Here is a 25,175-nt window from a genome sequence, read left to right as displayed (position 1 = left end):
CCCCGCCGGCCATGGCCCTATTCACCAAGCAGAATACCAAGAAGCTCGCCGTCATCGTCCATGATCTCGTGGTCACGGCGCTGGCAATCGTTTCCGTTTTCGTGGTGCGGTTCGAGGGCGGGCAGCTCGATGAGCATCTGCGCTATCTGCCGAGCTTCCTGCCGTTTTTCGTCGCCTATGCTGGCGCGGTCTACTGGTTTTTCTCGCTTTATCGCTCGAAATGGCGCTTCGCCTCGCTTCCGGACCTGTCGAACATCGTCAAGGCGGTCACCGTCCTGTCGCTGTCGCTGCTGGTGATTGACTATCTCCTGTTGTCACCGAGCCTCTACGGCGCCTTCTATTTCGGCAAGATCACCATCGCACTCTATTGGCTTGTGCAGAACGCGCTGCTCGGCGGCCCGCGCCTCGCCTATCGCTACCTCAAATATTCCCGTTCCAAACAGCATGCCGAGCGCGACGCGGCGCTCCCCGCGCTGCTGCTCGGCCGCGGCGTCGAGGTCGAGATGGTCATTCGCGCCATGGAAGCCGGGACCATGCGCAAATTGAAGCCTGCTGGCATTCTGTCACCGCGCGCCGATGATCTCGGCCAGTCGATCCGCGGCGTTCCCGTGCTTGGTCTGCTGTCTCAGATCGAGACGGTCGCTGGCGACGCGGCCGAACGCGGTGAGCCGTTCCGCCGTATCGTCGCCACTTCGAGCGCCTTGGCACCGGAAGCCGAGCCGGACAAATGGCTCGCCCGGACGCGCAGGCTCGCCTTGCCGATCTCGCGGCTCGATTCCTTCGGCGAAGGCGGGACCGAGACTGAGCTGGCACCGCTGGAGATCGAGGACCTGCTCGTCCGCCCTTCGGTCAAGATCGATCGCGATCGGTTGGGGTCCTTCCTGAAAGGCAAGCGCGTCATCGTCACCGGCGGAGGTGGCTCGATCGGCTCGGAGATCTGCCTGCGCTGCGCGGCCTTCGGTGCTTCGGAGCTCCTGGTGGTCGAGAGCTCGGAGCCGGCGCTGTTCCAGATCACCGAGGAACTCGCGGCTCATCGGCTGGAGACAAGGATCTCGGGAGCGCTTGCCGATGTGCGCGACCGCGCCCGGATCACGCCGCTCTTCACGGCGTTTGCCCCCGACATCGTGATCCACGCCGCAGCGCTGAAACATGTGCCTTATCTCGAGGCCGACTGGGCAGAGGGCATCAAGACCAATGTCTTCGGCTCGATGCATGTCATCGATGCCGCGATCGCTGCTGATGCCAAGATCTTCGTGATGATCTCGACCGACAAGGCGATCGAGCCCGTCTCGATGCTGGGAGCGACCAAGCGTTTCGCCGAGATGTATGCCCAGTCGCGCGATGCCGAGTTTGTCGCAGCAGCCTCCGGCATGCGCCTCGTTGCCGTGCGCTTCGGCAACGTGCTGGGCTCGGTCGGCTCGGTGGTTCCTAAGTTCAAGGCGCAGATCAAGCGCGGCGGCCCGCTGACCGTGACCAGCCCGGAGATGATCCGCTACTTCATGACGATCCGCGAAGCCTGCGATCTCGTCCTGACCGCCGCGTCGCATGCCCGCGCCGCAGGGCCAGAGACTGAGCGCGCGGCCGTCTATGTGCTCAAGATGGGCCAGCCGGTCAGGATCATGGATCTGGCCGAGCGCATGATTCGGCTCGCTGGCTACGAGCCGGGCGTCGATATCGAAATCGCGATCACCGGCGTCCGCCCTGGCGAGCGTCTGAACGAGATTCTCTTCGCGCACGATGAGCCGATGGCCGAGACCGGGCTCGACGGCGTCATGGCCGCGAAGCCGAGCTTCGCGGCGCGCGCCCGCATGCAGGGCTGGTTCTCGCGCCTGGAAGCCGCCATCAAGGCTGAGGATCGCCTTGCGGCTGAAGCGGTGCTGGAGGAGGCGATTCCGGATTTCAAGCTGCGTCAGCAGCCGCGGCCAGCTGCGCCAGTGCCGGAAGCGTCGCTGCCGGTGGCCGCCAACCGGCCCTGATCAGCCCCTCGGGGCGCGCGACGAGCCCGCCACTGAGCTTGGCGAAGGCCTGTTTCTTCCCGGACAGCCGCGCCGCCTGCCTCAGGAGGGCCGCTGGAATGGCCAGGAGGCCKGGCTTGCGCCCGAGGCCGGAGCGCATCGCCGCGATCATCTCGGCCACGCTGACGGGCTCGGGGTCGGCAACCGTATAGCTACGCCGTGCCGGACAGGCGGATGTCAGCGCGAAGAGGATCGCGTCGACGAGATTCTCGATGGCGAGCAGCGAGCGCGGGGCATCGAGACCGCCGAGGGGCAAGGGTATCGGCAAACGCGCCAGCTTCAGGAGCGACGCCATATTCGCTTTGACGCCGGGCCCATAGACCAAAACCGGCCTTAGCGAGATCCAGTCGAGACCGAGCGCGGCGAGTCCCTGCTCCGCTGCAAGCTTGGAGCGGCCATAGGCATCGTCCGGTGCTGGCGCGTCGCTCTCGCGAAAATGGCCGTCAAAGGCTCCCGTGAGAGCCTTGATTGAGGAGACATAGACAAATCGCGCAGCGCCTGCTTGCAGAGCAGCTTCCGCCAGCGCGAGCGTCGCCTCGGTGTTGATGCGCCGGTAGAGCGATTCATCGAGACCAGGCCCGGCATGGGCGAGGCCGGCGAGATGAACGACATGGCGGATGCCAGCGACAGCCGGGCGCCAATCCACCGGCTCGGAGAGATCGCCGATCACCACGCGCTCGATGCCCTCATCCGCGGGGCTCTCGCGCCGCTGGGCTACCCGGACGCCATATCCCCTCGCACGAAGGCCGGCGACGACATGCGGGCCGATGAAGCCGCTCGCTCCTGTAACGAGAACACGTTCGCTCACGGCCGGATCCGCTTGCTGGCGAAGCGCCGCAGCAGCAGCCCGGTCAGCATCGCTGCAAGGGCAAGACAGATGAGCTGTTGCCAAAGCGCGGGAACGGCGACGCTGAGTCCGGCAAGCGCGATCAGGGCAAGGTTGAGCAGCGCGACCTGCATCACGACCTCTCGAACGCTGAAGCCGTTGACGGTGGCCTGCTGGTAGAAATGGCTGCGATGCGCCTCCCAGACTTTCTCGCCGCGCGCCAGCCGCCTGAACAAAGTGATCGTCGAATCCGCGACATGGTAGAGCGGCAGGATCAGCGCGGCGGTCAGTGCGCCGGTTCCCGCCAGGCGGTAAAGCAGATAGGCGCTGAGCAGACCGAGCGGCAGCGAGCCGACATCGCCGAGAAAGAGCCGCGCCACGGGCTTGTTGAACGGCGCGAAGCCGATGATCCCGCCGAACAAGGCGGCGGCGAGCAGGCCACTGGCGGGATCGAGCACCCCGCTGGCGCCCGCCAGGGCAAGCGCACCGGCGAGCGGTGCGATGCCGGCCACGGTGATCCAGTCGATGCCGTCCATGAAATTGGCGAGATTGACGAACCAGAGCCCGGCGATGAGCGCGAGACCGCGCTCGAGCCCGAGCGGCATGAGGTCCGGGAACAGTCTGAGTTCGGGAGCGGCGCAGAACAGCACGATCCCGACGCAAAGCGCCTGCAGGACGAGCCGTGTCGCGGCCGGAAGCGGGCGGATGTCATCCCAGGMTCCGACGACCGCCAGTGCCGTTGCCGCCGCCATGACCCAGACCAGATCAGCGCGCGCCGCCGTTGGAAGGGGAAGGAGCAGCAGAGCCAGGATCAGCGCGAGAAAGGCCCCGGCAAGAACTGCGATGCCGCCGCCCTGTGGCGTCGGCTGCGTATGGCTGGAGCGGGCATTCGGYCGCGCCAACGCATAGCGGACCAGCAGGGGCCGCAACAGCACGCAGAGCGCCGCCGATGCCGCGGCAGCCGGAATGATGATCAGCAGGAGAGCAAGATGGGAGTTCAAAGCGCCGGGACCATAGCCGGACGGCGCGGGCCTGCAAGCGTCTTCAGCTTGCGTTGAGGCGCACAAAGAGTGAACATGTGGGTATGTTGCTTCCCGATTCCGTGCTCAACCCGCCGCCTGCCCGCCCAGACATCACCCGTGCCGTCTGCCGCGGCGCGGCCAGGCATCTGCGTGAGCGCGGCTATGCCATCGTCAAGGAAATGACCTTCGCCAATGGCCGTCGGGGCGATATCGTCGCCTTGTCTCCGACCGGCGAACTCCTGGTCATCGAGGTCAAGTCGGGCATCGAGGACTATCGCGTCGATGGCAAATGGCCGGATTATCGCGACTATTGCGATGGTTTTCTCTTCGCGGTCGCGCCGGAATTCCCGCGCGAAATCCTGCCCGACGATGTCGGGCTGATCATCGCCGATAGCTATGGCGGCGAACTCCTGCGCGATGCGCCGCGCCATCCGCTCGTGGCTGCACGACGCAAGGCGCTCACGATCGCCTTCGCCAGGCTGTCTGCCCAGCGCCTTGCCTTGATCGAGGACCCGCCGCTCTAGATCAGTGGGCCGGATATCCGGCCCGATAATCTGACCTTCAGCGCTTGCATAGGCTTTCCCGAAAACCGCAATCCACTTTTCGGGCCGATGCTTCAGCGCGGGGCGCGCTTTGCCAGGATGCGCTGCAGGGTGCGCCGGTGCATGCCGAGCCGCCGCGCCGTCTCAGAGACATTGCGGCTGCACAGCTCGTAGACACGTTGGATATGTTCCCAGCGGACCCTATCGGCCGACATCGGGTTTTCCGGCGGCATCGGCCGCGAATCGCGCGCGGCTGCCAGGGCCGAATGGATTTCGTCGGCGTCAGCGGGTTTTGCCAGGAAATCGAAGGCACCGAGCTTCACGGCACTGACGGCGGTCGCGATGTTGCCGTAGCCGGTCAGCACGATGCCGCGCGCGTCGGGGCGGCGCTCCTTCAGGCGGGCGATGACATCGAGCCCGTTGCCATCAGCAAGGCGCAGATCGATGACAGCAAAGGCCGGGGCCTCTTCTTCGACAGCAGCAAGACCAGCCGAGACACTTTCGGCGATGCGTACGGAGTAACCCCGCCCTTCCATGGCCCGCGCGAGTCGGGTCAGGAACGGCTTGTCGTCGTCGACGAGCAGCAGGGTCATGTCCGATTGGGCGGCGTCGTTCAGCGCCTGTTGCATCTCAACTCTCCTGCCACCGGTTCGGGCCGGCGAAATTGTAACGCGATCATGGGTTTCGCGCATCAGGACGGCGAGAAGGGGCCGTCACCCTCAGGTAGTGGCATTTCCCCCCGTTTTGAAGACCCGGAAGGTTTTGCGTCGGCCTCGAACACCGCCCTCGGCCAGACCATGCGGACGGACGCGCCGCTCGCCGGGGATGGCAGATTCGAAAATTCGAGCGCTGCACCGCCGCGTTCCAGCAGCGTTTTTGCAATGAAAAGTCCCAGGCCCAAACCGCCGCCGGCGCGACTTTCTGCCGCTGCGCGCGAGAGATAGGGCTCGCCGGCGCGCATCAGGACGTCGGGAGGAAACCCGGGGCCATCATCGGCGATGGTCAGCATGACATGTATATCGGTCCATTGTGCGATGATCGCCACTTCGGACCGGGCGAAGTCGACGGCATTGTCGACGATATTGCCGAGGCCGTAGATCATGCCCGGGTTGCGTCGGCAGACGGGTTCCGGCTTGTCTCCGATCATATCGATGCGGAACGGCACGCCGAATGGCCGCTGCGGGCCGGCCGTCTCTTCGATCAGCAGGCGCAGCGAGAGTTGGTCGAGCGGGCCGGCATCGTCGTCCTGAAGCGAGGTGAGCTTGCCGAGGATGCCGCGGCAGCGCTCGACCTGCTCGCGCAGCAGCGTGATATCCTCCGCCATCTCGCCTTCCGGAGGGGCCAGCCGCGACAATTCACGTGCCACCAGGGCGATCGTGGCGAGCGGCGTGCCGAGTTCATGGGCTGCTGCTGCGGCGAGGCCGTCGAGCTGCGAAAGGTGCTGTTCGCGTGCCAGGACCAACTCCGTCGCAGCGAGAGCCTCCGAGAGGTCGCGCGCTTCCTTGGCGACGCGCCAGGCATAAATGCCGGTGAAGCCGAGCCCGAGCACGAGCGCGATCCAGTTCCCGGCCTGGTAGAATGGCGGCAGGACCGGCCGGTTGGGCCCGGCCCAGGGCAGGGGCAGATGCGCGAAGTTCAGCACGCTCGCCAGCACGACGGCCAGTAGCCCGAGCAGCATGGTGCGCTGCGGCGGCAAGGCTGTCGCCGAAATCATCACCGGCGCGAGGAACAGAATTGCGAAGGGATTTTGCAGGCCGCCGGTCAGGTAGAGCAGGGCTGCGAGCTGGATGATGTCGAAGGCCAACAGCGCGGTCGCCGCATCCTCGCGCAGCCTGTGGCTGAGCGGAAAGCGAATGCGCAGCGCAATGTTCAGCCAGGCGGAGATTGCGATGGCGAGGAAACACCAGCCGAAGGGCAGGGTGAAGCCGAGGCCAAAATGCACGCCAGCGACTGCGAGGCTCTGGCCGGCGATAGCAAGCCAGCGCAACCGCACGAGGGTGTCGAGGCGCAAATGACGGCTGGATCGTGCCAGCGGCGGGAGATCCGCATCAGGGACCGTCATGACGCCCATGCATCCGATGACGGACCGGGGTTTTGCAGTGCAAAACTGTGGCATTTTGGCATTGAAGGAAAATCTTAGCCTTTTGCCGGATTGAATGAGAGCAGAAACAATCTAGGCTGCGCTGTTTGTTGCGGCGCATCATCAGGTGCATCCGGCACCCGGGAGACGTCGCTGCATGTATGGAGCTGCCATGTCGTTCGCTTATCACGCCTACGAAGCGGTTCATACGATGGTCGCGCCCGTTCGTGGCATGTCGGATGCGCTGCAGCTGGCGTTCAAGAACCCAGCCAATCCGCTGACCTACACGCCGCTCGGCCGCACGGTCGCTGCGTCCTGTGAACTGTTCGAACGGATGACGCGCCGCTATGGCAAGCCCGCCTTCGACCTGAACGAGACCACGATTGGCGGCGTCAAGGTCGCCGTCGAGGAACGCGTCGTCTGGGAGCGGCCCTTCTGCAAGCTGGTCTATTTCGACCGCAAAATCGCCGGGCGTCGCAAGCCGCAGCCGAAGGTGCTGCTGGTTGCGCCGATGTCGGGCCATTACGCCACTCTGCTAAGAGGCACGGTCGAGGCCTTCCTGCCTGGCCATGAGGTCTACATCACCGACTGGACGGATGCCCGCCTGGTGCCGCTCGCCGCCGGTCGCTTCGATCTCGACGATTATATCGACTACGTCGTCGGCATGCTCCAGACGCTCGGCCCCGACACCCATGTCATGGCCGTCTGCCAGCCTGCGGTTCCGGTGATTGCCGCGATCGCGCGGATGGAAGCGGAGAATGATCCCAATGCGCCGCGGTCGATGACCCTGATGGGTGGTCCGATCGATACCCGCCGCTCGCCGACCGCGGTCAACCAGCTAGCCATGGAGCGCGGTACCGAATGGTTCCGCCGCAATTGCATCACCATGGTGCCGTTCCCGCATATGGGCGCTTTCCGGGAGGTTTATCCCGGCTTCATGCAGCTATCGGGCTTCATGGCCATGAATATCGACCGGCATGTCTCGGCTCACTACGAGATGTACAAGCACCTCATCGCCGGGGATGGCGATTCGGCCGAGAAGCACCGCGATTTCTATGACGAGTATCTCGCGGTCATGGACCTGACGGCGGAGTTCTATCTCCAGACGGTCGATACCGTATTCGTTCAGCATGCCCTGCCCAAGGGCACGATGATGCATCGCGACAAGCTGGTTGATCTGAAGGCCATTCGTCGTGTTGCGCTGATGACGGTCGAGGGCGAGAACGACGATATCTCGGGCGTCGGCCAGACCCAGGCCGCCCATGATCTCTGCGCCAATATCCCGGCCGACAAGCGCGTGCATTACCTTCAGAAGGGCGTCGGCCATTACGGCGTCTTCAACGGTTCGCGCTTCCGCGCCGAAATCGCGCCCCGCATTTCCGACTTCATGGTCAGCCTCGACATGGAGGCAGCCAAGGTGCGCCGGGACGACAGCGCGGCCGTCGCGCGCAAGGCCTTGAAGATCGCGAACTGAAGCCCTTCCGCATCGCCCGCGAATCCAGCACAATTGCGGGCGATGCGGCTCTCCCTGTTCAAGCGCCAGCCTGATCCGGATCGGATCGAGGTCGCTCACGGCGGCACGCTGTTCTCCGTTGCGGTGAAGCGGCGCGCTGCCGCTCGGCGGATGACGCTGCGTGTCTCGCAGGCGACCGGCGAGATCACGCTGACGCTGCCGGAACGCGCAGACTTCCTCACCGGCAAGATCTTCGCCGAGAATCATGGTGGCTGGATCGCGGCAAAGCTCGCCAAACGTCCGCTTTCGGTGCCCTTTGAGCCGGGACAGGTCGTGCCCTTTCGCGGCGCACCCCACCGGATCGTGCATTGGTCGAAGGTGCGCGGCATCACCCACGCTACAATCGACAAGGATGGCACCGCCATCATCGCGGTCGCCGGCGAAGCCGCCCATGTCGCGCGTCGGGTCAAGGATTTCCTGCGCCGCGCCGCACTCGAGGATCTGGAGCGTGCGGTCAGGCACCACACGGCAACGCTCGGCATCCCCGCCCGCAAGATCACCATCCGCKACACCACGAGCCGGTGKGGCTCCTGTTCGTCGAGGGGGCACCTGAATTTCTCCTGGCGCCTGATCCTCGCCCCGCCACTGGTGCTGGACTATCTCGCGGCCCATGAAGTCGCGCATCTCAAGGAGATGAACCATTCCCATCGCTTCTGGGCGCTGACCCACAAGCTCTGCCCACGGACGGAAGAAGCGGAAGCCTGGCTGAAGCGCCATGGCGCAGGGCTGCACGGCTACGGCTGAGGCAGTCCTGGCCGCAGGCGTCCGGCTCGACTTGAGGCGCAACCTCCCCTAACCCGGCATCAGCCGAAACAGGGATGGTCTCGTGAAGCTGCGCCCCGACACGCTCGCAATGACCGCGGTCCTTGCCATGCTGACGGCCCTCGGGCCGCTCTCGACCGATTTCTATTTGCCGTCCCTGCCCGAGATCGTTCGTGTCATGGGCACCGACGTTGCAGGGGCGCAGGCGACGCTCTCCGCCTTTCTGTTCGGTTTCGCCGGAGGCCAGATCGTCTGGGGGCCGCTCTCGGATCGGTTGGGGCGCAAACCCGTGCTTCTCACCGGGCTGGCGCTTTTCCTCGTCGCGACCCTGCTCTGCGCACTTGCGCCTTCGATCGAGTGGCTGGTGGCGGGCCGGGTCTTGCAGGCATTGGGCGCGTCCGGGCCGATCGTGCTCGGCCGGGCCATGGTCAGGGATCTCTATGAGGGGCCCCGCGCCGGCCGGGAATTCGCCCGCATGGGCATGATCATGGGGTTGGTCCCGGCCATTGCGCCGGCGGTCGGCGGCATCCTGCAGGCGGCCTTTGGCTGGCGCTCGACCTTTGTTGCGACGCTGGCTCTCGCGCTGCTGCTGGCGGTCGTGATCATCCTGTTCCTGCCGGAAACCATCCGCGTGCGTTCATCGGAGCGGCTGTCGCTGCTGGCGATTTTCCGCAGCTTCGGCGTCTTGCTCAGGAACCGTCCCTATCGTGTCTATGTCGCGATCACGGCCTTGGCCTATGGCGGACTCTTCGCCTTCATCTCCGGCTCGTCCTTCGTGCTGATCAGCATCTATGGCCTGTCGCCGCGCGATTACGGCCTGTCCTTCGGGTTCGGGGTGCTTGGCTTCATCCTGGGCACCATCATCGCCCAGCGTCTCGTCGGCCGGCGTGGGCTCGACGGCGTCATTGCGATCGGCGTGGCCTTCCTGGCTGCGGGCGGGCTGAGCATGCTGCTATGCCTCACCGCCGGCTTTGGCGGCCCCCTCGGCGTCACGATACCCTGGGCGATCTATTCGATCGGGATCGGGCTCAGCATGCCCCAGGCGCAGGCCTCGGCGCTCATGCCGTTTCCGGATCGCGCTGGTGCTGCATCATCCTTCGTCGGGCTCTGCCAGATGCTGTTCTCGGCCTGTGTCGGTCTTGTGGTCGGCAAGCTGCTGACCGACTCCGCGCTGCCGCTGCCGGCGATGATGTCGCTGCTCGGCGTGTCGGCACTGGTCCTGTTTCACGCCTCGCGCAAGCTGCGAGCGGCCAAGGCCTGAAAAGGCTCAGCCGCCGAACAGCCGCTCGAGGAAGTTCTTCTCCTGCGGCGCAGGCGGCACCCAGGCGCGGTCCGAACCTGCGCCCGCTGTCTGGGTCTGTGCTGGCGGCTGCATGCCGGCCACTGGCGCGCCGCCATCGAAGATCGATTTCGGCCCCGCGCGCCACAACCCACCCGGCAGCGGCGATGGCTGCAGGCCGACATGGGCGGCCTTCATGTACCTGCCCCAGACTTCGAGTGGCAATCCGCTGCCATAGACCCGCTTCATGGCGCTGTTGTCGTCATTGCCGATCCAGACGGCGGTCACCAGCTTGGAGGTGAAACCGACGAACCAGGCATCGCGGAAATCCTGCGTGGTTCCCGACTTGCCGCCGACTTCCCAACCGGCGAGATTGCCCTTGCTGCCCGAGCCGCTGGCCATGGTTTCGTGGAACATGGCGTTGATCATCGGCAGCACCTGCGGCTGCACCACCGTCCCGAAACTCGTCGCCTTGCGGGCATAGATCACCTTGCCCGAGACCGACTTTACCTCGCGGATGACATAGGGCAGCACGGACTGCCCGCCATTCGCGAAGCTGGCATAGGCCGTGGTGAGCTCGATCGGCGTCACTTCCGAGGTACCGAGTGCCAGCGAGCCATTGGCCTGGAGGCCCGAGGAAATGCCGAGCCGCTGCGCGGTGCGCACGACTTCCTTCGGCGTCACCTCCTGGTTCAGCTTCACCGCGACGGTGTTGATCGAATGGGCGAAGGCGGTCTGCAGGGTCACCGGGCCGCGATAGGTGCGGCTGTTGTTCTCCGGCTGCCAGCCCTTGATCGAGACCGGGGAGTCGTCGCGGATCGTGTCCGGCGTCAGGCCATGCTCGATCGCAGTCAGATAGACGAAGGGCTTGAAGGATGAGCCTGGCTGGCGCTTGGCGGCGGTCGCGCGGTTGAATTGGCTCTTGGTGTAGTCGCGTCCGCCGATCAGCGCGCGCAGAGCCCCGTCCGGCGCCATGGAAACGACGGCGCCCTGGCTGGCATTCAGCTTCCCGCCCTGGGCGGCCAGAGACTCGACAAGGGTCGTTTCGGCCGCGGCCTGCAGCTTTGGATCGATTGTCGTCAGCACCGTGACGTCGCCCTCGACCGCACCGATGAAGTCGTCGAGCACGTCCATGACGTAGTCGGCCGCATAGTTCACCGAGCCGGCGCCGACACGTTCGGCCGCTTCTGCCGGGGCGACCAGTGCTGATTTCGCTGCGGCCTGCGAGACAAAGCCCTKCTCGGCCATCGCGGCGATCACGAGCTGCGCCCGTTTCTCGGCCGCATCCGGATTGCGGTTGGGCGCCAGCCGCGACGGTGCCTGTACCAGGCCCGCCAGCATGGCGGCTTCGGGGACGGTGACCGAGCGGGCGGACTTGTTGAAATAGCGCTGCGCGGCCGCCTCGACGCCATAGGCGCCGGAGCCGAAATAGACGCGGTTGAGATAGAGCTCGAGGATCTGGTCCTTGCTGTAGGTCTGCTCCAGCCACAGCGCCAGGATCGCTTCCTGGATCTTGCGCGCGGCGGTGCGGTCCTGGGTCAGGAACAGGTTCTTGGCAAGCTGCTGCGTCAGGGTGGAGCCGCCCTGGACGCCGCCACCCCGGTTGGTGACGTTGCGCACCATGGCGCGGGCGATGCCGATCGGGTCGATGCCGAAATGCTCGTAGAAGCGTCGATCCTCGATCGCGACGAAGGCCTTGGGCAGATAGGGCGGAATCTCGCCAAGCGTCACGGTACGCCCGCCGGTCTCGCCGCGATTGGCGAGCAGCGAGCCGTCGGCGGCGAGKATCGCGACGTTCGGCGGACGCTTTGGCACGGTGAGCTGATTGATCGGCGGCAATTGCGCCGCGTGATAGGCCACCAGCCCGCCGACACCGATGACGCACCAGAGTCCGAGGACCAGCGTCCAGTACATCATCCGGCCGAGGAAGGAGCGGCGCTTGCGTCCACGCCGCCGGCCCCCGCCATTTCCGCCCCCACCCTTGCGGATCTTCGGCATCTCTTCTCTCGGCTCCTGACGTGCGGCGCCGCGATGGCTGCGGCTCGAGCGATCATCGGCGGAGAGGCGCATGTCGAAGGCGTCGGAACTCTCGCTCCGCCCACCCTCGAAGGACGGCTCGCGCCGCTCGCCGCCTCGTCTCGCCCGATCGTTCATTCTGCCCCGTTCAGCCCCGTGAAACCGCGCCCTTTGCACCGAAAACGCGCGAGCTTCACACAGGAGTCAAACATGGCGCTTTTAAGGGCCGGTTAAGGGAAACCAGATTCCAGCACGGGCCCGGAGCAGCGATCACTCGGATTTGTGGCAAATGCGCCAGCCATGGCACTTCGCCGGGGAATGTTGCAGTGCAAACGTTCTTGTGAATTGAAAATCGCGTGAAACCCGACAACTTCGCCGCGCAGTCCAGATGCAATGCCGCAATTCGGCACGAATCCAGCCTGTTCCGACGTACTCGAGCCTCCGCGACCTAGAAGGTTATGTCCGAATGCAAGCCTCCAACCCCCTGAGCCGCTTTGCCCCGCAGGCTCTCGCCGTTTTGCGCATCGTGACCGCGCTGATCTTCATCATCCATGGCACTCAGAAGCTCTTTGGTTTCCCGGCCGCGCCAGCCAGCGGCCTGCCGGCCGCCTTCACTCTGTTCTGGTTCGGCGCCATTCTGGAGGCTGTTGGCGGTTTCCTGATCCTGATCGGCCTGTGGACCCGTCCTGTCGCCTTCGTGCTGGCTGGCGAAATGGCCTATGCTTACTGGATGTTCCACGCACCGCGCAGCATCTACCCGCTGCTTAATGGCGGCGATGCGGCGATCCTCTACTGCTTCATCTTCCTTTACCTGGTCTTCGCCGGTGCTGGCGCCTGGAGCGTCGATTCCCGCTCGAAGCGCTGATTCTTCGACGGAACGGCGCCATTCGCCCAAAGAAAAGCCCGCCTCCCCCGGGGAAGGCGGGCTGATTTTTTTGGCCCGACAGGCCGGCAGAACTCAGACCGAGGCCGAAATCCAGCGTGAAAGGTCGCTCTTAGGGGCCGCGCCGACCTTCTGCGAGGCCAGCTTGCCGTCCTTGAACAGCATCAGGGTCGGGATCGAGCGAATGCCGAACTGGGCGGGAATGGCCTGGTTCTCATCGACATTCATTTTCACGATCTTGACCTTGCCGGCCATCTCACCGGCGATCTCCTCGAGCGCTGGGCCGATCATCCGGCAGGGGCCGCACCACTCGGCCCAGAAATCGACCACGACCGGCTCGCTCGACTTGAGGACATCCGCCTCGAAGCTCGCATCGGTTACCTTGTTCGTCGCCATGGCTTCTTCGCCTTTCAAAAGCAGTTCGCAGCACTGCTGCATTCGACACCGAAGCTATGAACGCCGGCAGCCCGGGTCAAGTTTCGTCGGCCTTGCATTGAAGCAGGGCTACCCTGCCAAATTCGCCAGAACGGCATCGAGCGCAGCGGCTTGTGGCTCCAGTGTCGCGAGCGTCGCAGTGTAGATCACCAGGGTCCGCACCTGCCGCCCCGGATAGATTTGCCCGATCAGGGCGCGATAGACGGCGAGCTGGGCTTGCGTCGCGGGCGGGATCGCCGATTCATCGGCCGGCGGGCGCGACGCCGTCTTGAAGTCGGCGATCAGTACCTCGTTCTCCGTGACGGCGAGCCGGTCGATCTGGCCCGAGACGGCGCGCACTGCACCATTCGCAAGCGTGATCTCGCCGGCAATCGGAACCTCAGCCAGAGATCCGGATGAAAACAGGGCGGAAAGCGCAGGGGCGCGAAGCAAAGCCAGGGTCTGGCCGATGACCTCCTGGCGTCGTGCGCCAGGCAAACCGGCTCCGCGCAGGGCGGCGAGTGCCTGTGCCGTCGCGTTGCGGGCCGGCGCGTCGACATCCGGCAGGATCTGCAGGAGCAGATGCGCCAGCCGGCCGGCTTGCGCTGCCTCGGCAAGGAATGGGCCGTCGCCCGGCCGCTCGGCCGCATCGGCGGCGCTGATCGCATTCGACGGCTTGAGCGGTGGCAACGGTTCCTGTTCGGCGGGCGCGGAGGCGCGGAGCCAGCCGGGTTCGGCGAGCACCGGCTTGGACTGCGCCTCCTCCACAGGACCGGTGGGCTTTGGTGCCGAGACCATGAAGCGCCGGATCGTGCCGACACCGTCCGGTGCGGCGACCTCCTGCAGGCCCGATGTCGCGAGCGAAAGTCCGCTTTCGATCATCGCATACCAGCTTCCGGGCGGCGCCTCGCCTTTGGCTTGCGCTCCGCAGACGATCAGCCGGTCCTCGGCCCGGGTCATCGCGACATAGAGGAGGCGATGATGCTCCTCGGCAAGCTGGTCGACGACCTGCGCCTTCGCCCTGCGGGTCGCCTCCGCATCGTCTGCCCTGGCCGGGGGCCAGATCGGCACGAGTTTGCCCCTGGGAGGTTCCACCGCGAGAATCTTCGGCAAGCGGTTGGCGCCCGGCTCGGGGGCGAGATCGGCGAGGATCACGATCTTCGCCTCCAATCCCTTCGAGCCGTGCACCGTCATGACGCGCACTTCGCCTGCGCTGCTGGAGAGGTCGCGCTTAACCTCGGTTCCGGCCTGGGTAATGTGGTGCAGGAAGCCGGCAAGCGATGGGCCGTGCCGTCGCTCATAGTCCAGCGCCGCGTTGAGAAAGGCGTCGAGCGCGTCGCCGGCCTCGGCCCCAAGCCGAGCCAGAGCGAGATTGCGCCCGCCTTCCGGCCCGAGCAGCTGCGCAAAGAAGCGAAATGGCCCGATGCGCCGTGCGTCGTCACCGAGTTGGGAGAGGCGTGCTTCGGTGGCGGCAAAGCGCGGCTCGCTTTCGCCGATGCCGTGCAGGGCGACGCGCAGCGAGCCCTTTCGCTCCGGCGCGAAGCGCATCAGATCGTCGTCGTCGAGGCCAAGCAGCGGCGTCTTCAGCGCGATGGCCAGCGACAGGTCGTCATCGGGCAGGAGCAGCGCCCGGCCGAGTGCCACGAGGTCTTCGACAGCGGGATGTGTCGCGAGGCTCAAGCGATCGCGACCGGTCACCGGCACGCCCGCATCCTTCAGGGCTTTGACGATCGCCTCGAACAGCGGCCCGCGCTGGCGCAGCAGGATCATGACGTCGCCGGGCTTGAAGCCGTGTCCGAGATCATCCTGCCCGCTGCGCGTCCAGCGTGCCAGCACGCCGGCGATGCGCGTTGCGAGCTTCACGGTCCCGCTACGCTGCTCGGGCGCGTCGACCGGAGTCGTCCAGGCATCCGGCGGCTCGCTCTGGTCGTCGGCCGATAGCGGCCAGAGATCGACTGCGCCGGGGTCGCCCTGGCGCACCGTGTCATGCACCTCCGGCCGGGCGCTGCCGTCGAAGACCAGCCCGCGGGCGTGCTCCGCCACCGCGAAGACGATGTCCACCGCCCGCATGATGTCGGGCGCCGAGCGGAAGGAGGTGTTGAGGCTCACCGCCTCGAATGCGAGCTGCGCCTGCCGGATATTCAGCCCGAGCCGGGTCCGCTGCTCGCCGAAGGCGCTCGGCGCGGCACCCTGGAAGCCGTAGATCGACTGCTTCTCATCGCCGACGACGAAGATCGTCCGGGGCTTTGGGCTCTCTGCGCGCGTGTCCCGTCCGCCCGTGAACTCGTCGGCGAGCGCGCCCAGGATCGCCCATTGCGCCTCGCTGGTGTCCTGCGCCTCGTCGAGCAGGATGTGATCGATGCCGGCATCGAGCTTGTAGAGCACCCAGGCGGCCTCGACCCGCGAGAGGAGGGAGCGCGTCTTGGCGATCAGGTCGTCATAGTCCAGCAGCGAGCGCTCGCTCTTCAACCGCTGATAAGAGGCGAGCATCCGTGTCACCAGCAGCGCGAGCGCGTGGCTGCGGTCGCGGATGGCAATGGCGTTGAGCTGGTCGACTGCGCCGAGCAGGAGATCGGCAAGAGTGTCGAGCACGGCCATCAGCGCCGACTCGAGTTCGGATTTGCCCTTGCCCCTGATATGCGCGTTGACCGTGCCTTCGGCCGTGATGAAGCCGGAGCGGCAGGTTGCGATCGGGTCGCCCTCGAACTGCTGCGCCGTCAGGCTCCGCAGCGCAGCCGCAAATTTCTGCCGGGTCGCGCTACCGGCATCCAGCGCCGAGACGAGAGCGGCAAGTCCTGGAACGGAGGCAAGATCGCGCCGGAAATCGGCCAGCACCTCGTCATTCGTCAGGTCCGGTGCAATTCCCAGGAAACCCGAAATGCCCGCGCGCATCTCCTGCGCCGAGCGCGCGCGGCCGTCTGCGTCGCTGAACAGGGTGCGCTGGCGCAAGGCCTCCTGCATCATCGCGTCAAAGGTGTCCTGCGCCGCCTGCCTGGCCAGCAGGTCGAGCGCCTGCGCCTCCGCGCCGGCAGGATCGGCGGCAATGGCCGCGAGCAATTCGCGCCTTGCGTCGTGCAGCAGCTCAGCCTGCGCGAGATCATCGGCAACCTCGAAGCGCGGCGGTACGTTCGCCTCGAAGGGCGCAGATTGCAGAACGCGCGTGCAGAAGGCGTGGATGGTCTCGATTCTGAGCCCACCCGGCGTCTCCAGCGCCTCCGCGAACAGCCGGCGAGCGCTTGCCTGCTGCCGCGCCGTCGCGCGCTCGCCGGTCAGGCCTTGGAGCGCCGCGGAAAGGGCCTCATCCGGCATGGTCGCCCAGGCGCCGAGCGCCTTGAACACKCGGTTCGCCATATTGGCGGCCGCCGCCTTGGTGTAGGTGATGCAGAGCATCCGGGCCGGCGCGACGCCATCGAGCAGCAGTCGCAGCACGCGGTTGACCAGCACATGCGTCTTGCCTGAACCGGCATTGGCCGAAACCCAGGCGCTGAGATCGGGCCGGGCGGCAAGCGCCTGGCGTTGGTTGGTCTGCGGGGGAACGATCCAGCCGGGCTTCATGTTTCGCCTCCGGGCTCGTCGCCACCCGGTGCCGCGGACCACTCCTTGACCCGCGCGAGCTGGTCGTAGGGGCTGGTATATTTGATGTAGTCGGGCGCGCGCCGCGAGACATAGGCTTCGCGCCCGCTTCGAAGCGCATGGAGATGCTCGATCAGCCGTTCGAGATGGCGCGCGGCGACATCGGCCAGAGGCTCGCCATCGAACTCGAGCGGCTTGTCCTTGGCCCAGCCCTTCGGATCGTGATGGAGCTTGAGATAGAGCAGCGCGTCGACCGGTGCAGGAGCGATATCCTCGCGAAATCCGGATCGCGCCGCGAGCTCGGCTTCCAGTGTCAATTGCGGCGCAAAACCCTTCTCGACCTGCGCCTTGCTTGGTGGAGCTCCGGTCTTGAAGTCGATGATGCGCAGCGAGGGCTGCCGCGTGATCTCGATTCGGTCGGCCCGCCCGCTCAGTCTGAATTCCGCGCCGTCCGGCAGCTTGAACGTCGCCGCGGTACCGCGTTCGACTGCAACCCGTGCCAGCTCGCCGCGCCGGCGCTCCTCCCAGCCGATGAAATGACTGGCGGTCAGGAGGAAGCGCGGCCACCAAAAGGCGCGGACCTCGGGTGTATCGTCAAACGCCTGGAACAGGCGCTTGCCGATCGCGATCAGGTGATTGAGTGAGTCGGCCGGCAATTGCTCCGGATAGGTCTCCGCGAAAGTCCCGACAATATCATGCATCAGGTTGCCGCGATCGCTGGCGCCGGGGTCGCCAACGAGCTCGGGAAGGGCGTCGAGCTTCAGGATCTTGCKGGCAAAGATCTGGTAGGGGTCGCGGTAGAGCGTCTCGACCTCGGTGACGCTGAGCGCGACGGGCTGGAGCTGGCGCGCGGGCCGCGGAGCAGGGCGGCCGATTGGTTTGGCGTCGGCGGGTTTGCTCAGGAGTGAAGCAAGCCCGGTCAGGCGGGCTCCCCTGGCCGCGGCCCCGTTCCAGACATCCTGAGGGGTCACGGCCTTGAGCCTTTGCCAGAAGCGCGAGGCGATGGTCTCGGCCTCGCCGGCCTTGCGCGCGCGGGTCAGGGTCACCCGCTGCGCCATCGCGCCCTGGATGAAATCATGCGCGGTCTGGCCGATGCGCCGCTCGGGAGCGCTCAAGCCCAGTTCGGCCCGCATCGGCCGGTTCAGGAAGGAATCGGTCTTGGCCTCCGGAGGCCAGACGGACTCGACGAGGCCGCCCAGCACGACATGGTCGGCTTCCAGCAGGCGCGCTTCCAGCAAGCCCCAGATCTTGACGCGAGGATGGCCCGTCCCGCTGCGTCGGACCGATGTCTCGGCCAGCAGGCTGTCGAGGATCGCAATGACATCGCGGGGATGGCCGGCCTCGGGAGCATCGGGGAGGGCGCCGTCGATCTGGTCGAACAGCCCTGCAAGGGCCTCGCCGTCCGGCCCGACGAAGGCGAGCGTGGCGCCACTCTCCGCCCGACTGAGTGCGACCAGGGCATCGCGACTTGCCGTCACCACAGTAGCGAAGGCAGGCAGCGGGGCGGCCAGTGCTGCGAGCAGCGGCGCCATGGCGGCCTCGAGGGCGTCGAGAACCAGGCCCGCGGCGGCGAGATCCGCGCTGTTCAGGCGCCTGCGCGGCGCAGGCGCATGCCGGTCCTGCATCAGTCCCGGAACCGCCGCAAAACTGTTGCGCAGGCCCGCAAATCCCTTTGTGACAGCCTCGCCCCGCCAGGCGCCGATCTCGAGCGCCGCCGCGCCCTGCGCCACGGTCTGTCGCGACAGTCCGAGCCGGCAAAGCGGGTGGGCGAGCAAGGGAACGAGGCTCGCCGGCATCATCTGGGCTCGCGCAGCCTCCAGGAAGAGGCGCAGCAGGGCGCCGGCCGGCCAGCGCGCGAGCGGCAGGCCAGCGGAATCATCGGCTTCGATGCCCCAGCGCCGGAGTTCCACGACGACTCGTTCGGCGAGGCCGCGATCGGGAGTGATCAGTGCGGCGTGCTTGCCGTCCTGCTCCAGTGTTTCACGGAGCGCGATGGCGACTGCCAGCGCCTCCTCGCGCTCGTCGGCGGTCTCCACGATGCTGATCCCATCGAAGGCTGCTTCAGCCTCGCCCGGGGAAACGCGGGTCGCGAGATCGGCCCAGAATTCCGTGACCGATGCCGGAAGCATCGCCTCGCGCAGCAACGCCGCCCGGGCCGCGAGGCCCGGTTCCGGCCTCGCCAGCGGCTGGGCGTCGTCACGGCCGGCCTTCAATGTCTGGAGCAGCCGATACAATGCCGCCTGCGGGTGGGACGGTGCAGGCTCCTTCTCGATCGCCTCCCAGGCAAGCTGAGCCAGGTCGAGGTCGAGATCGGGCAGTACGACCGCGCCATTGGGCATCCGTGCGATCGCTGCGAGAAGCCGGGCGGTGGCCGGGATCGTGCCCGTGGAGCCCGCAGCAATGATAGGCCCGGTCACGCTGCCGGAAAGCAGGCGTTGGCGTTCGGCTTCGAGCATGCGGTTGCGAAAATCGGCAGGATCGCAGGCATCGCGGCTTTCGAGGATCTTCGGCCAGGCCTCGCCCAGGATGGCCAGGAAGCTCGCATTGAGCTGCCAGACCTTGTCGAAACGAGCGGCGTCAAGGGTCGCCAGCCGCTCGACCGGCACGCCTTCGGTCTGCATCTGGTCGAGCAGGGCGGCGAGGTCGCCAGCCAGCCCCCAGGCCTCGGCCAGCGTCGAAGGCACGAGCGAGGGCTCTGACGGGTCGAGCTTCAGGTGGCTGCGGTTCGCCGTGCGTCCCCAGCTATCGACCAGCCGCGCCAGCAGCATCCGCCGCACCAGCGGGTCGATCGGCCCGACGCGCGCGCCATCCCAGCCGCCCGCGCCGATCAGCGCCGTCTCGGCCTCGTCGACATCGCCGAGCGGCACGATGCGCGGCAGCAGCAGCGGCTTGCCGCCAAGCCTCGCGGACAGGCCGGCGACCAGGGCCCGCGCTGCACGGCGCGTCGKGAGATAGAGCGTCGCACGAGCCATCGCTGCCGGATCATCCGGCGCGTAGACCTGACCGAATCGTCCATCCAGCACCGCCTGCGCCAGCACGTCGAGAAACGCTGTGCCGGCGGGGATGGTGAACAGGTTGAGCTCAGCCATGGAAGCTCTGAGCGGCCGCGAACGCGGCTTCTGCCGGTGCGATCGCTTCCGGCGTGCCGACATGCAGCCACTGGCCCTGCAGAACATGTCCGAACAGGCGCTTTCGCGCGATGAGCCGGTCGAAGAGCAGGTTGAGCGAGAACGAGCCCTCGGGGGTGTCGGCAAAGATCTCGGGTTTCATGATGATCACCCCGGCATAGACGACGGGGGCCGTTGGCGCCTGTCCGCGCCGTGTCAGCCGGCCGTCCGCATCCTGGAAGAAGTCGCCGGCGCCGTCGAAGCCGACACTGTCCTCGCGCCGGGCCAGCAGCATCAGCATGTCCATCTCCGCCGGCGTCCAGGCCTCGGCCATGGCCGCAATGTTGGAGATGCCGGTCTCGCTCCAGAGCGAGTCGGAGTTGACGTGGAAGAAGGGTTCGCCGCCGAGCAGCGGGAGGGCCTTCTTCACGCCGCCGCCGGTTTCGAGCAGCTCGTCGCGCTCGTCCGAGATGACGATCCGGGGATGCGTGCGCCCGGCGAGGTGAGCCTCGATCTGTTCGGCGAGATGGTGGACATTGACGACCGCCTCGGTGGCGCCGGCTTCTGCGAGCCGGTCGAGCGCGTGATCGAGCATCGCCTTGCCGCCGATCCGGACCAAGGGCTTCGGCAGGCTGTCGGTGATTGGGCGCATGCGCTGGCCAATGCCTGCCGCCAGAACCATGGCCCGGCGGATCGGCCGCGAACCCGTCTCAGTCACGCGAATCTCCCGATTGTGATGAACCTGCGCGATCCATAGCGCGTCGCGGTCGCGCTTGTCGCGAACGACCTCTCAGGGGCTCTCGGCTGTCTCGAACAGCTTCGGCAGATAGGCCTGATACCAGGCCTTCAGCTCTTCGAGCGCTGGGTGCTCGAGATTGCGGCGCAAGTAGGTTTCGATTCGCGGCAGGTGCTTGAGATAGGCAGGCTTGCCGTCGCGCTTGTCGAGGCGTGCGAAGATCCCGGCAATCTTGGTGTTGCGCTGTGCGCCCAGGATCGCATAGGCGCGAGCGAAGCCGGCGAGATCGAAGCTCTCGTCCGCCGCCCGCCGCGCCGAGCCATAGGCGGCAAGCAGCTTGAGTTCCAGCGCCGCCGGCACGTCGACACGCGCGTCCTGTCCCAGCGAGACCAGATCATAGGCGGGGTGGCCGAGCACGGCGTCCTGGAAATCGATCAGACCGAGCTTGGCGTATCCTTCACGCTTCGGCAGCCAGATCAGGTTGGGGGAGTGGAAGTCGCGAAGCGTCCAGGTCGATGGTGCGGCGAGGATTTCGTCGAACAGCTTGCTCCAGATGCGGCTGAATTCGGCATGAGTCACCGCCGGCAAGGTCACGCCGGCAATATGTGGGGCGTACCATTCGAGCACGAGTTCGGTCTCGATCGAGAGCGCACCCCGATMATAGTCCGGCACGATGTAGTCGCGTCCGTCGGCGACCGGCAGGATCGCCGGCAAGGTGTGGCGATGCATGTCGGCCAACAGGCGTGCGGCGGCCTCATAGCGTTCGGGAATCGGTCCGTTCTCGTCGAGCACGCCTTCGTCACCGAGGTCCTCGATCAGCAGGAGGCCGGTCTCGAGGTCCTGGGCAAAGATGTCGGGGGCCGAATAGGTCAGCGAGCGCAGGCCGCGATCCATGCCGACGAAGGCATCGACCGATTCCGCCAGGTGCGCGATGGCGCTGTAAGGCTTGCCGAGGCGGATCGCGGGGCCGTCCGCGCGCGGCGGCGAAATCATCAGGATGGCGGTTTGTCCATCCGGACGCGTCAGCCGCTCATAGGCGCGGGTCGAGGCGTCGCCGAGCATGAAGTCGCGCTTGGCCTCACCCCATCCGGCAGAGTCGATCAATCGCCGCGCTGCGATCGCGATGGCAAGGCGCGAGCGCCAGAGCACACCGCCCGCGAGACTGGCGATCCGCCCGGTCTCGGGCGCCTTTGGGTCGACGTCGAGCACGATGTCGAGCCGCCGACCGGCAGGCAGCCGCGTACCGGCCCGGTCCGGCCACTCGACCAGCGTGATGATGCGGTCGAGATCCTCGATCAGCCCGATATCATCGAGCTCGTCGGGGGATCGCACCCGGTAGAGATCGGCATGGATCACGCTGCCGCGCAGCGTGTCGTAGCTCTGCACCAGGGTGAAGGTCGGGCTCGGAGCCTCCAGGTCCGGGTTGTCGGCAAGCTCGCGCAGGATAGCGCGCGCCAGCAACGACTTGCCGGCGCCGAGATGGCCGGAGATCGCCACGATATCGCCGGGCTTGAGGATCGCGGCGAGATCGCGGCCGAGCCGCACAGTGGCGGCTTCACCGGCCAGCGTCAGCCGATGCCCGCCTGTCTTCACGGTATCCTCTGTCATTCAGCGGCATCCGAGAGCGGCATGCCTTCCGAGGGAAACACCGCGGTGACCCGCGTGCCCTGCCCTGGCGCAGAATCGAGCTCGACATGGCCACCATGCAGCTCGACGATCGAACGCACGATGGAGAGGCCAAGTCCGACGCCGCGATGCTTGGAGCCGAGAGAATGGCTCTCGAAGCGGTCGAACACCTTGTCCTTGACCTCGGCCGGGATGCCGCGGCCTTCGTCGGCGACGGTGATGCGGACATCGCCGCCGAGGCGTCCGGCCGTGACCCCGATGGTCTGGCCGGGAGCGGAGAAGCCGATCGCGTTCGAGATCAGGTTGAACAGCACCTGCCGCAACCTGCGGCCATCTGCCCTCAAGGGGCCGGTCTGGGGCGCGATATCGACCTTGAGGGTCAGCTTGCTGTCGATCAGGCGGTCGTGCAGGCCGGCCGTCGCCTGGGCAATGGTCTCGGCGACATCGACTTCCTGGAATTCGAGCGCCAAAGCGCCGTTGTCGATCGAGGCGAGGTCGAGAATGTCATTGATGATCGCGAGCAGTGCGCCGGACGAGCGCACGATATGGCCGGTATAGTCGCGTTGTTTCTCGTTGAGCGCACCGATCGTCTCGGCGCCGAGCAATTGCGCGAAGCCGATGATGTTGGTCAGCGGCGAGCGCAGCTCGTAGGAGACGTGGTGGACGAAATCCTCGCGCAGCCGCGAGACCTTCTCCAGGGCTTCGTTCTTTTCGGTCAGGGCACGTTCGACATTCACGCTTGCGGTGACGTCGGCGAAGGTGATCAGCGTCGCTCCGTCCGGCAACGGCGCGGCGGCGCAATCGAGCACGGTGCCGTCACGACGCTCCATCCGGCAGCCATAGTCCTCACGCGCATCGCGCACGCCGGTGATGACGCTCTGCAGCTCCGTCCAGACATCGTCATGCGGATAGAGCGGCCGGCAGAGCCGGACCACCTCGTCGATATGCGGCGTGGCTCCGGCCAGGTCGCCGTGGATCTTCCAGGCCTGGGCGAAGGCGGGGTTGGAGAGCTTGAGCCGGCCGTCCGAACCGAACACCGCGACGCCCTCGCGCAGCGAGTCCAGCGTTTCCCGTTGCGTGCGTGACAGCGCATTGAATCGGGATTCGAGCGTGAAGCGTTCGGTCACGTCATCGAAGAGATAGGTGACGCCGCCTTGCGGGTTGGGGCTCGAGACGACATGGATCGTCCGCCCGTCCGGCAGATACCACCAGTCCTCGCTGGCACGCGGGCTTGTATAGGTGGCCTGCACCGCAGCCTTCCAGCTGCGGTAGTCGCCGAGTTCAGGCAGGCGGCGCTCGGCTCTCAGCCGGTCGAGGATTTCGCTATCGCTGGGCTTGCCTTCGAGGAAGGCGGAGTCGAGCGACCAGAGCGTCTCGAACCCGGAATTGCTGTAGACCAGCCGTTGTGAGGCATCGAACACGGCAACGGCCGTCTTCAGCCGGTCGAGCGTGCGCACATGCGCATCCATCTGGCGCTGCAGGTCGGCGCGAACGGCCTCAAGCTCGCTCATGTCGGTCGCGATGCCGGCAAAGCCGGCCGGCGTCGGCATTTCCAGGATGTCGAGCGTATGCCGCTGGCCGGCTACCACGGCCGGAGCGCGTGTTGCGAACGGGCGCCCTTCGCTGCGCGCCTTGGCTGCGTTCTCCCGTTCATTGCGGTCGAGCAGCTCGAGGCCGCCCTTCACCGCCTCGCTGCCGCCGGCAGCTTCGACCGCGCGGGCATAGGCGGCATTGGCCCAGCTCAGGCGACCGTCGGCATTGCGGGTCCAGACCGGTTGCGGCAGGCCAGCCAGCAAGGTGGAGAGCGCTGCATGATCGGCGGTGACATGCTCAAGTTCGCTTTGCAGCGCCATGACCCGGGCCCGCTCGCCGCTGACCTGGCGGAAACGGATCACCGCACGCCCTGCGACGGGGCGGCCTTCGACATCGATGAACGGGCCGGAGCGACTCCTGAGCGTGAAGCCGAAGGCTTCGCCGCGCTCCTTCAATGCGTCGGTGGCGAGTTCCAGGCGCTTGGCGTCGGCGGGAGGGGCCCAGCTGCCATAGGCAAGGGCCAGCGCAGCGCCGGGCGCGCCGAGAAAGCCGCTGTCGCCCTCGAAGATCGGCTCGGCGTTCTTTCCGTTCCAGCTCACCACGACCTGGGCATCGGAGGCGAGCAGCGCACCCAGGCGTTCCTGGTGGCTGCGGGCCGCTTCCAGTTCGCTCGCGAGCTCTCCTTCACGGCGCTGCCAGCGTCCCCGCTCGCGCACATAGATGATCGAGGTTGTTGCCGCGAAGACCACAAGCCCGGCCAGGACGATCGAAAGGCTGCCGGCACCAAGCGCACCTGCCGGGAGCGGAGCCATGATCTCGGTTTGTGCGAGCGCCGGAAGCGGAATGCTGCCGACGGCGAGGCCTGGGAGCAGTGCGCTGTGGCGCCCCGCATCTCCGTTCCGTCTCTTTCGCCCCGCTCGTCTCATTCTGCTTCCGTCACTTAGTCTGAACCCGACCCTGGCGTTGAACGGCCAAGGTGGAAAGCCGATCGAGGCGCCGCAGCCCGAACCGGACGCACGCACACCACCACACCAACCCGTTTGAGCTTGCTCGACCTCGCGCGAACGCAGCGGGCCCGAATCAGCTCCACTCTAATCACCGGTGGAGTCCGGCAGGAAGTGCTTAATGGCAGGTAAATGCGTGGAAAATCGCGACCGAGTGCCGCCCCAGGCCAAGAAATCAACAAATTGAGCCTGGCTGTAGGGCACTGTCTATTAGTGGTGTCTTCTTGCAATAATGAGAGGTCAG

17 protein-coding genes are annotated in these 25,175 nt (G+C 66.3%); 6 read left to right on the top strand and 11 right to left on the bottom strand.

Features of this window, described 5'->3' with window-relative positions; translation table 11 throughout:
• Nucleotides 1-11 precede the first annotated feature (11 nt).
• Nucleotides 12-1,976: an SDR family NAD(P)-dependent oxidoreductase gene (locus AC1DIO_RS08150; RefSeq protein WP_441505077.1), complete on the top strand. Its 1,965-nt coding sequence runs from the start codon at nt 12-14 to the stop codon at nt 1,974-1,976.
• Here AC1DIO_RS08150 and AC1DIO_RS08145 read toward each other — a convergent pair.
• Both AC1DIO_RS08145 and AC1DIO_RS08140 read right to left on the bottom strand, forming a co-directional pair.
• On the bottom strand, nt 1,900-2,823 hold the full coding sequence (locus AC1DIO_RS08145) for an NAD-dependent epimerase/dehydratase family protein (protein WP_441505076.1): 924 nt from the start codon (nt 2,821-2,823) through the stop codon (nt 1,900-1,902). The genes AC1DIO_RS08150 and AC1DIO_RS08145 overlap by 77 nt on opposite strands.
• Nucleotides 2,820-3,842: an MraY family glycosyltransferase gene (locus AC1DIO_RS08140; protein WP_476853309.1), complete on the bottom strand. Its 1,023-nt coding sequence runs from the start codon at nt 3,840-3,842 to the stop codon at nt 2,820-2,822. Before AC1DIO_RS08140 ends, AC1DIO_RS08145 begins: the two co-directional genes overlap by 4 nt.
• An 83-nt stretch (nt 3,843-3,925) precedes the next feature.
• On the opposite strand from AC1DIO_RS08140, the gene AC1DIO_RS08135 reads away from it, so the two are divergent.
• Nucleotides 3,926-4,387 carry an MmcB family DNA repair protein gene (locus tag AC1DIO_RS08135; RefSeq protein WP_441492060.1) on the top strand — a complete coding sequence of 154 codons (462 nt, stop codon included), beginning with the start codon at nt 3,926-3,928 and terminating at the stop codon, nt 4,385-4,387.
• A gap of 92 nt (nt 4,388-4,479) precedes the next feature.
• On the opposite strand, the gene AC1DIO_RS08130 is transcribed toward AC1DIO_RS08135, so the two are convergent.
• Nucleotides 4,480-5,034, bottom strand: coding sequence for an ActR/PrrA/RegA family redox response regulator transcription factor (locus AC1DIO_RS08130; RefSeq protein WP_043234810.1), 555 nt, complete (start codon nt 5,032-5,034; stop codon nt 4,480-4,482).
• Between the two features lie 62 nt (nt 5,035-5,096).
• Entirely contained in the window at nt 5,097-6,467 is a 1,371-nt protein-coding gene (locus AC1DIO_RS08125; protein ID WP_441505074.1) for an ActS/PrrB/RegB family redox-sensitive histidine kinase, read from the bottom strand.
• A 190-nt stretch (nt 6,468-6,657) separates the two neighbouring features.
• On the opposite strand from AC1DIO_RS08125, the gene AC1DIO_RS08120 reads away from it, so the two are divergent.
• The 3 genes from AC1DIO_RS08120 to AC1DIO_RS08110 all read left to right on the top strand — a co-directional run bounded on the left by AC1DIO_RS08120 (nt 6,658) and on the right by AC1DIO_RS08110 (nt 10,021).
• A complete protein-coding gene (locus tag AC1DIO_RS08120) occupies nt 6,658-7,959 on the top strand; it encodes a polyhydroxyalkanoate depolymerase (RefSeq protein WP_441505073.1) in 1,302 nt (433 codons plus the stop codon).
• Nucleotides 7,960-8,001: 42 nt separating this feature from the next.
• Nucleotides 8,002-8,742, top strand: coding sequence for a M48 family metallopeptidase (locus tag AC1DIO_RS08115; protein ID WP_476853308.1), 741 nt, complete (start codon nt 8,002-8,004; stop codon nt 8,740-8,742).
• Nucleotides 8,743-8,824: 82 nt separating this feature from the next.
• On the top strand, nt 8,825-10,021 hold the full coding sequence (locus tag AC1DIO_RS08110) for a multidrug effflux MFS transporter (protein ID WP_441505071.1): 1,197 nt from the start codon (nt 8,825-8,827) through the stop codon (nt 10,019-10,021).
• Between the two features lie 6 nt (nt 10,022-10,027).
• Here the strand turns inward: AC1DIO_RS08110 and AC1DIO_RS08105 are convergent, their stop codons facing one another.
• Nucleotides 10,028-12,193 (bottom strand): transglycosylase domain-containing protein, encoded by a 2,166-nt coding sequence (locus tag AC1DIO_RS08105; protein WP_476853307.1) that lies wholly within the window; start codon nt 12,191-12,193, stop codon nt 10,028-10,030.
• Between the two features lie 328 nt (nt 12,194-12,521).
• Here AC1DIO_RS08105 and AC1DIO_RS08100 point away from each other — a divergent pair, with 328 nt between their 5' ends.
• Nucleotides 12,522-12,920 (top strand): DoxX family protein, encoded by a 399-nt coding sequence (locus AC1DIO_RS08100; RefSeq protein WP_441505069.1) that lies wholly within the window; start codon nt 12,522-12,524, stop codon nt 12,918-12,920.
• Between the two features lie 93 nt (nt 12,921-13,013).
• Here AC1DIO_RS08100 and trxA read toward each other — a convergent pair whose 3' ends face one another.
• The 6 genes from trxA to AC1DIO_RS08070 all read right to left on the bottom strand — a co-directional run bounded on the left by trxA (nt 13,014) and on the right by AC1DIO_RS08070 (nt 24,739).
• The gene (gene trxA / locus AC1DIO_RS08095) at nt 13,014-13,334 is read right to left on the bottom strand and encodes a thioredoxin (RefSeq protein WP_043235061.1); all 321 of its coding nucleotides are present in this window, start codon (nt 13,332-13,334) and stop codon (nt 13,014-13,016) included.
• Between the two features lie 108 nt (nt 13,335-13,442).
• Nucleotides 13,443-16,907 (bottom strand): double-strand break repair helicase AddA, encoded by a 3,465-nt coding sequence (addA, locus tag AC1DIO_RS08090; RefSeq protein WP_476775112.1) that lies wholly within the window; start codon nt 16,905-16,907, stop codon nt 13,443-13,445.
• Nucleotides 16,904-20,014 carry a double-strand break repair protein AddB gene (gene addB, locus AC1DIO_RS08085; protein WP_476853306.1) on the bottom strand — a complete coding sequence of 1,037 codons (3,111 nt, stop codon included), beginning with the start codon at nt 20,012-20,014 and terminating at the stop codon, nt 16,904-16,906. Before addB ends, addA begins: the two co-directional genes overlap by 4 nt.
• On the bottom strand, nt 20,007-20,714 hold the full coding sequence (locus tag AC1DIO_RS08080; RefSeq protein ID WP_441492059.1) for a nucleotidyltransferase family protein: 708 nt from the start codon (nt 20,712-20,714) through the stop codon (nt 20,007-20,009). Before AC1DIO_RS08080 ends, addB begins: the two co-directional genes overlap by 8 nt.
• Nucleotides 20,715-20,822: 108 nt before the next feature.
• Nucleotides 20,823-22,376 carry a tRNA (adenosine(37)-N6)-threonylcarbamoyltransferase complex ATPase subunit type 1 TsaE gene (tsaE, locus tag AC1DIO_RS08075; RefSeq protein ID WP_476853305.1) on the bottom strand — a complete coding sequence of 518 codons (1,554 nt, stop codon included), beginning with the start codon at nt 22,374-22,376 and terminating at the stop codon, nt 20,823-20,825.
• Entirely contained in the window at nt 22,373-24,739 is a 2,367-nt protein-coding gene (locus tag AC1DIO_RS08070) for a sensor histidine kinase (protein WP_441491986.1), read from the bottom strand. The genes tsaE and AC1DIO_RS08070 overlap by 4 nt, the downstream gene beginning before the upstream one ends.
• Between the last annotated feature and the right edge of the window lie 436 nt (nt 24,740-25,175).

This window comes from Allobosea sp. 05T439, assembly GCF_056396005.1.
Note: the sequence above shows the minus strand (reverse complement) of the source record. Positions and strands in the feature narration are given on the sequence as shown.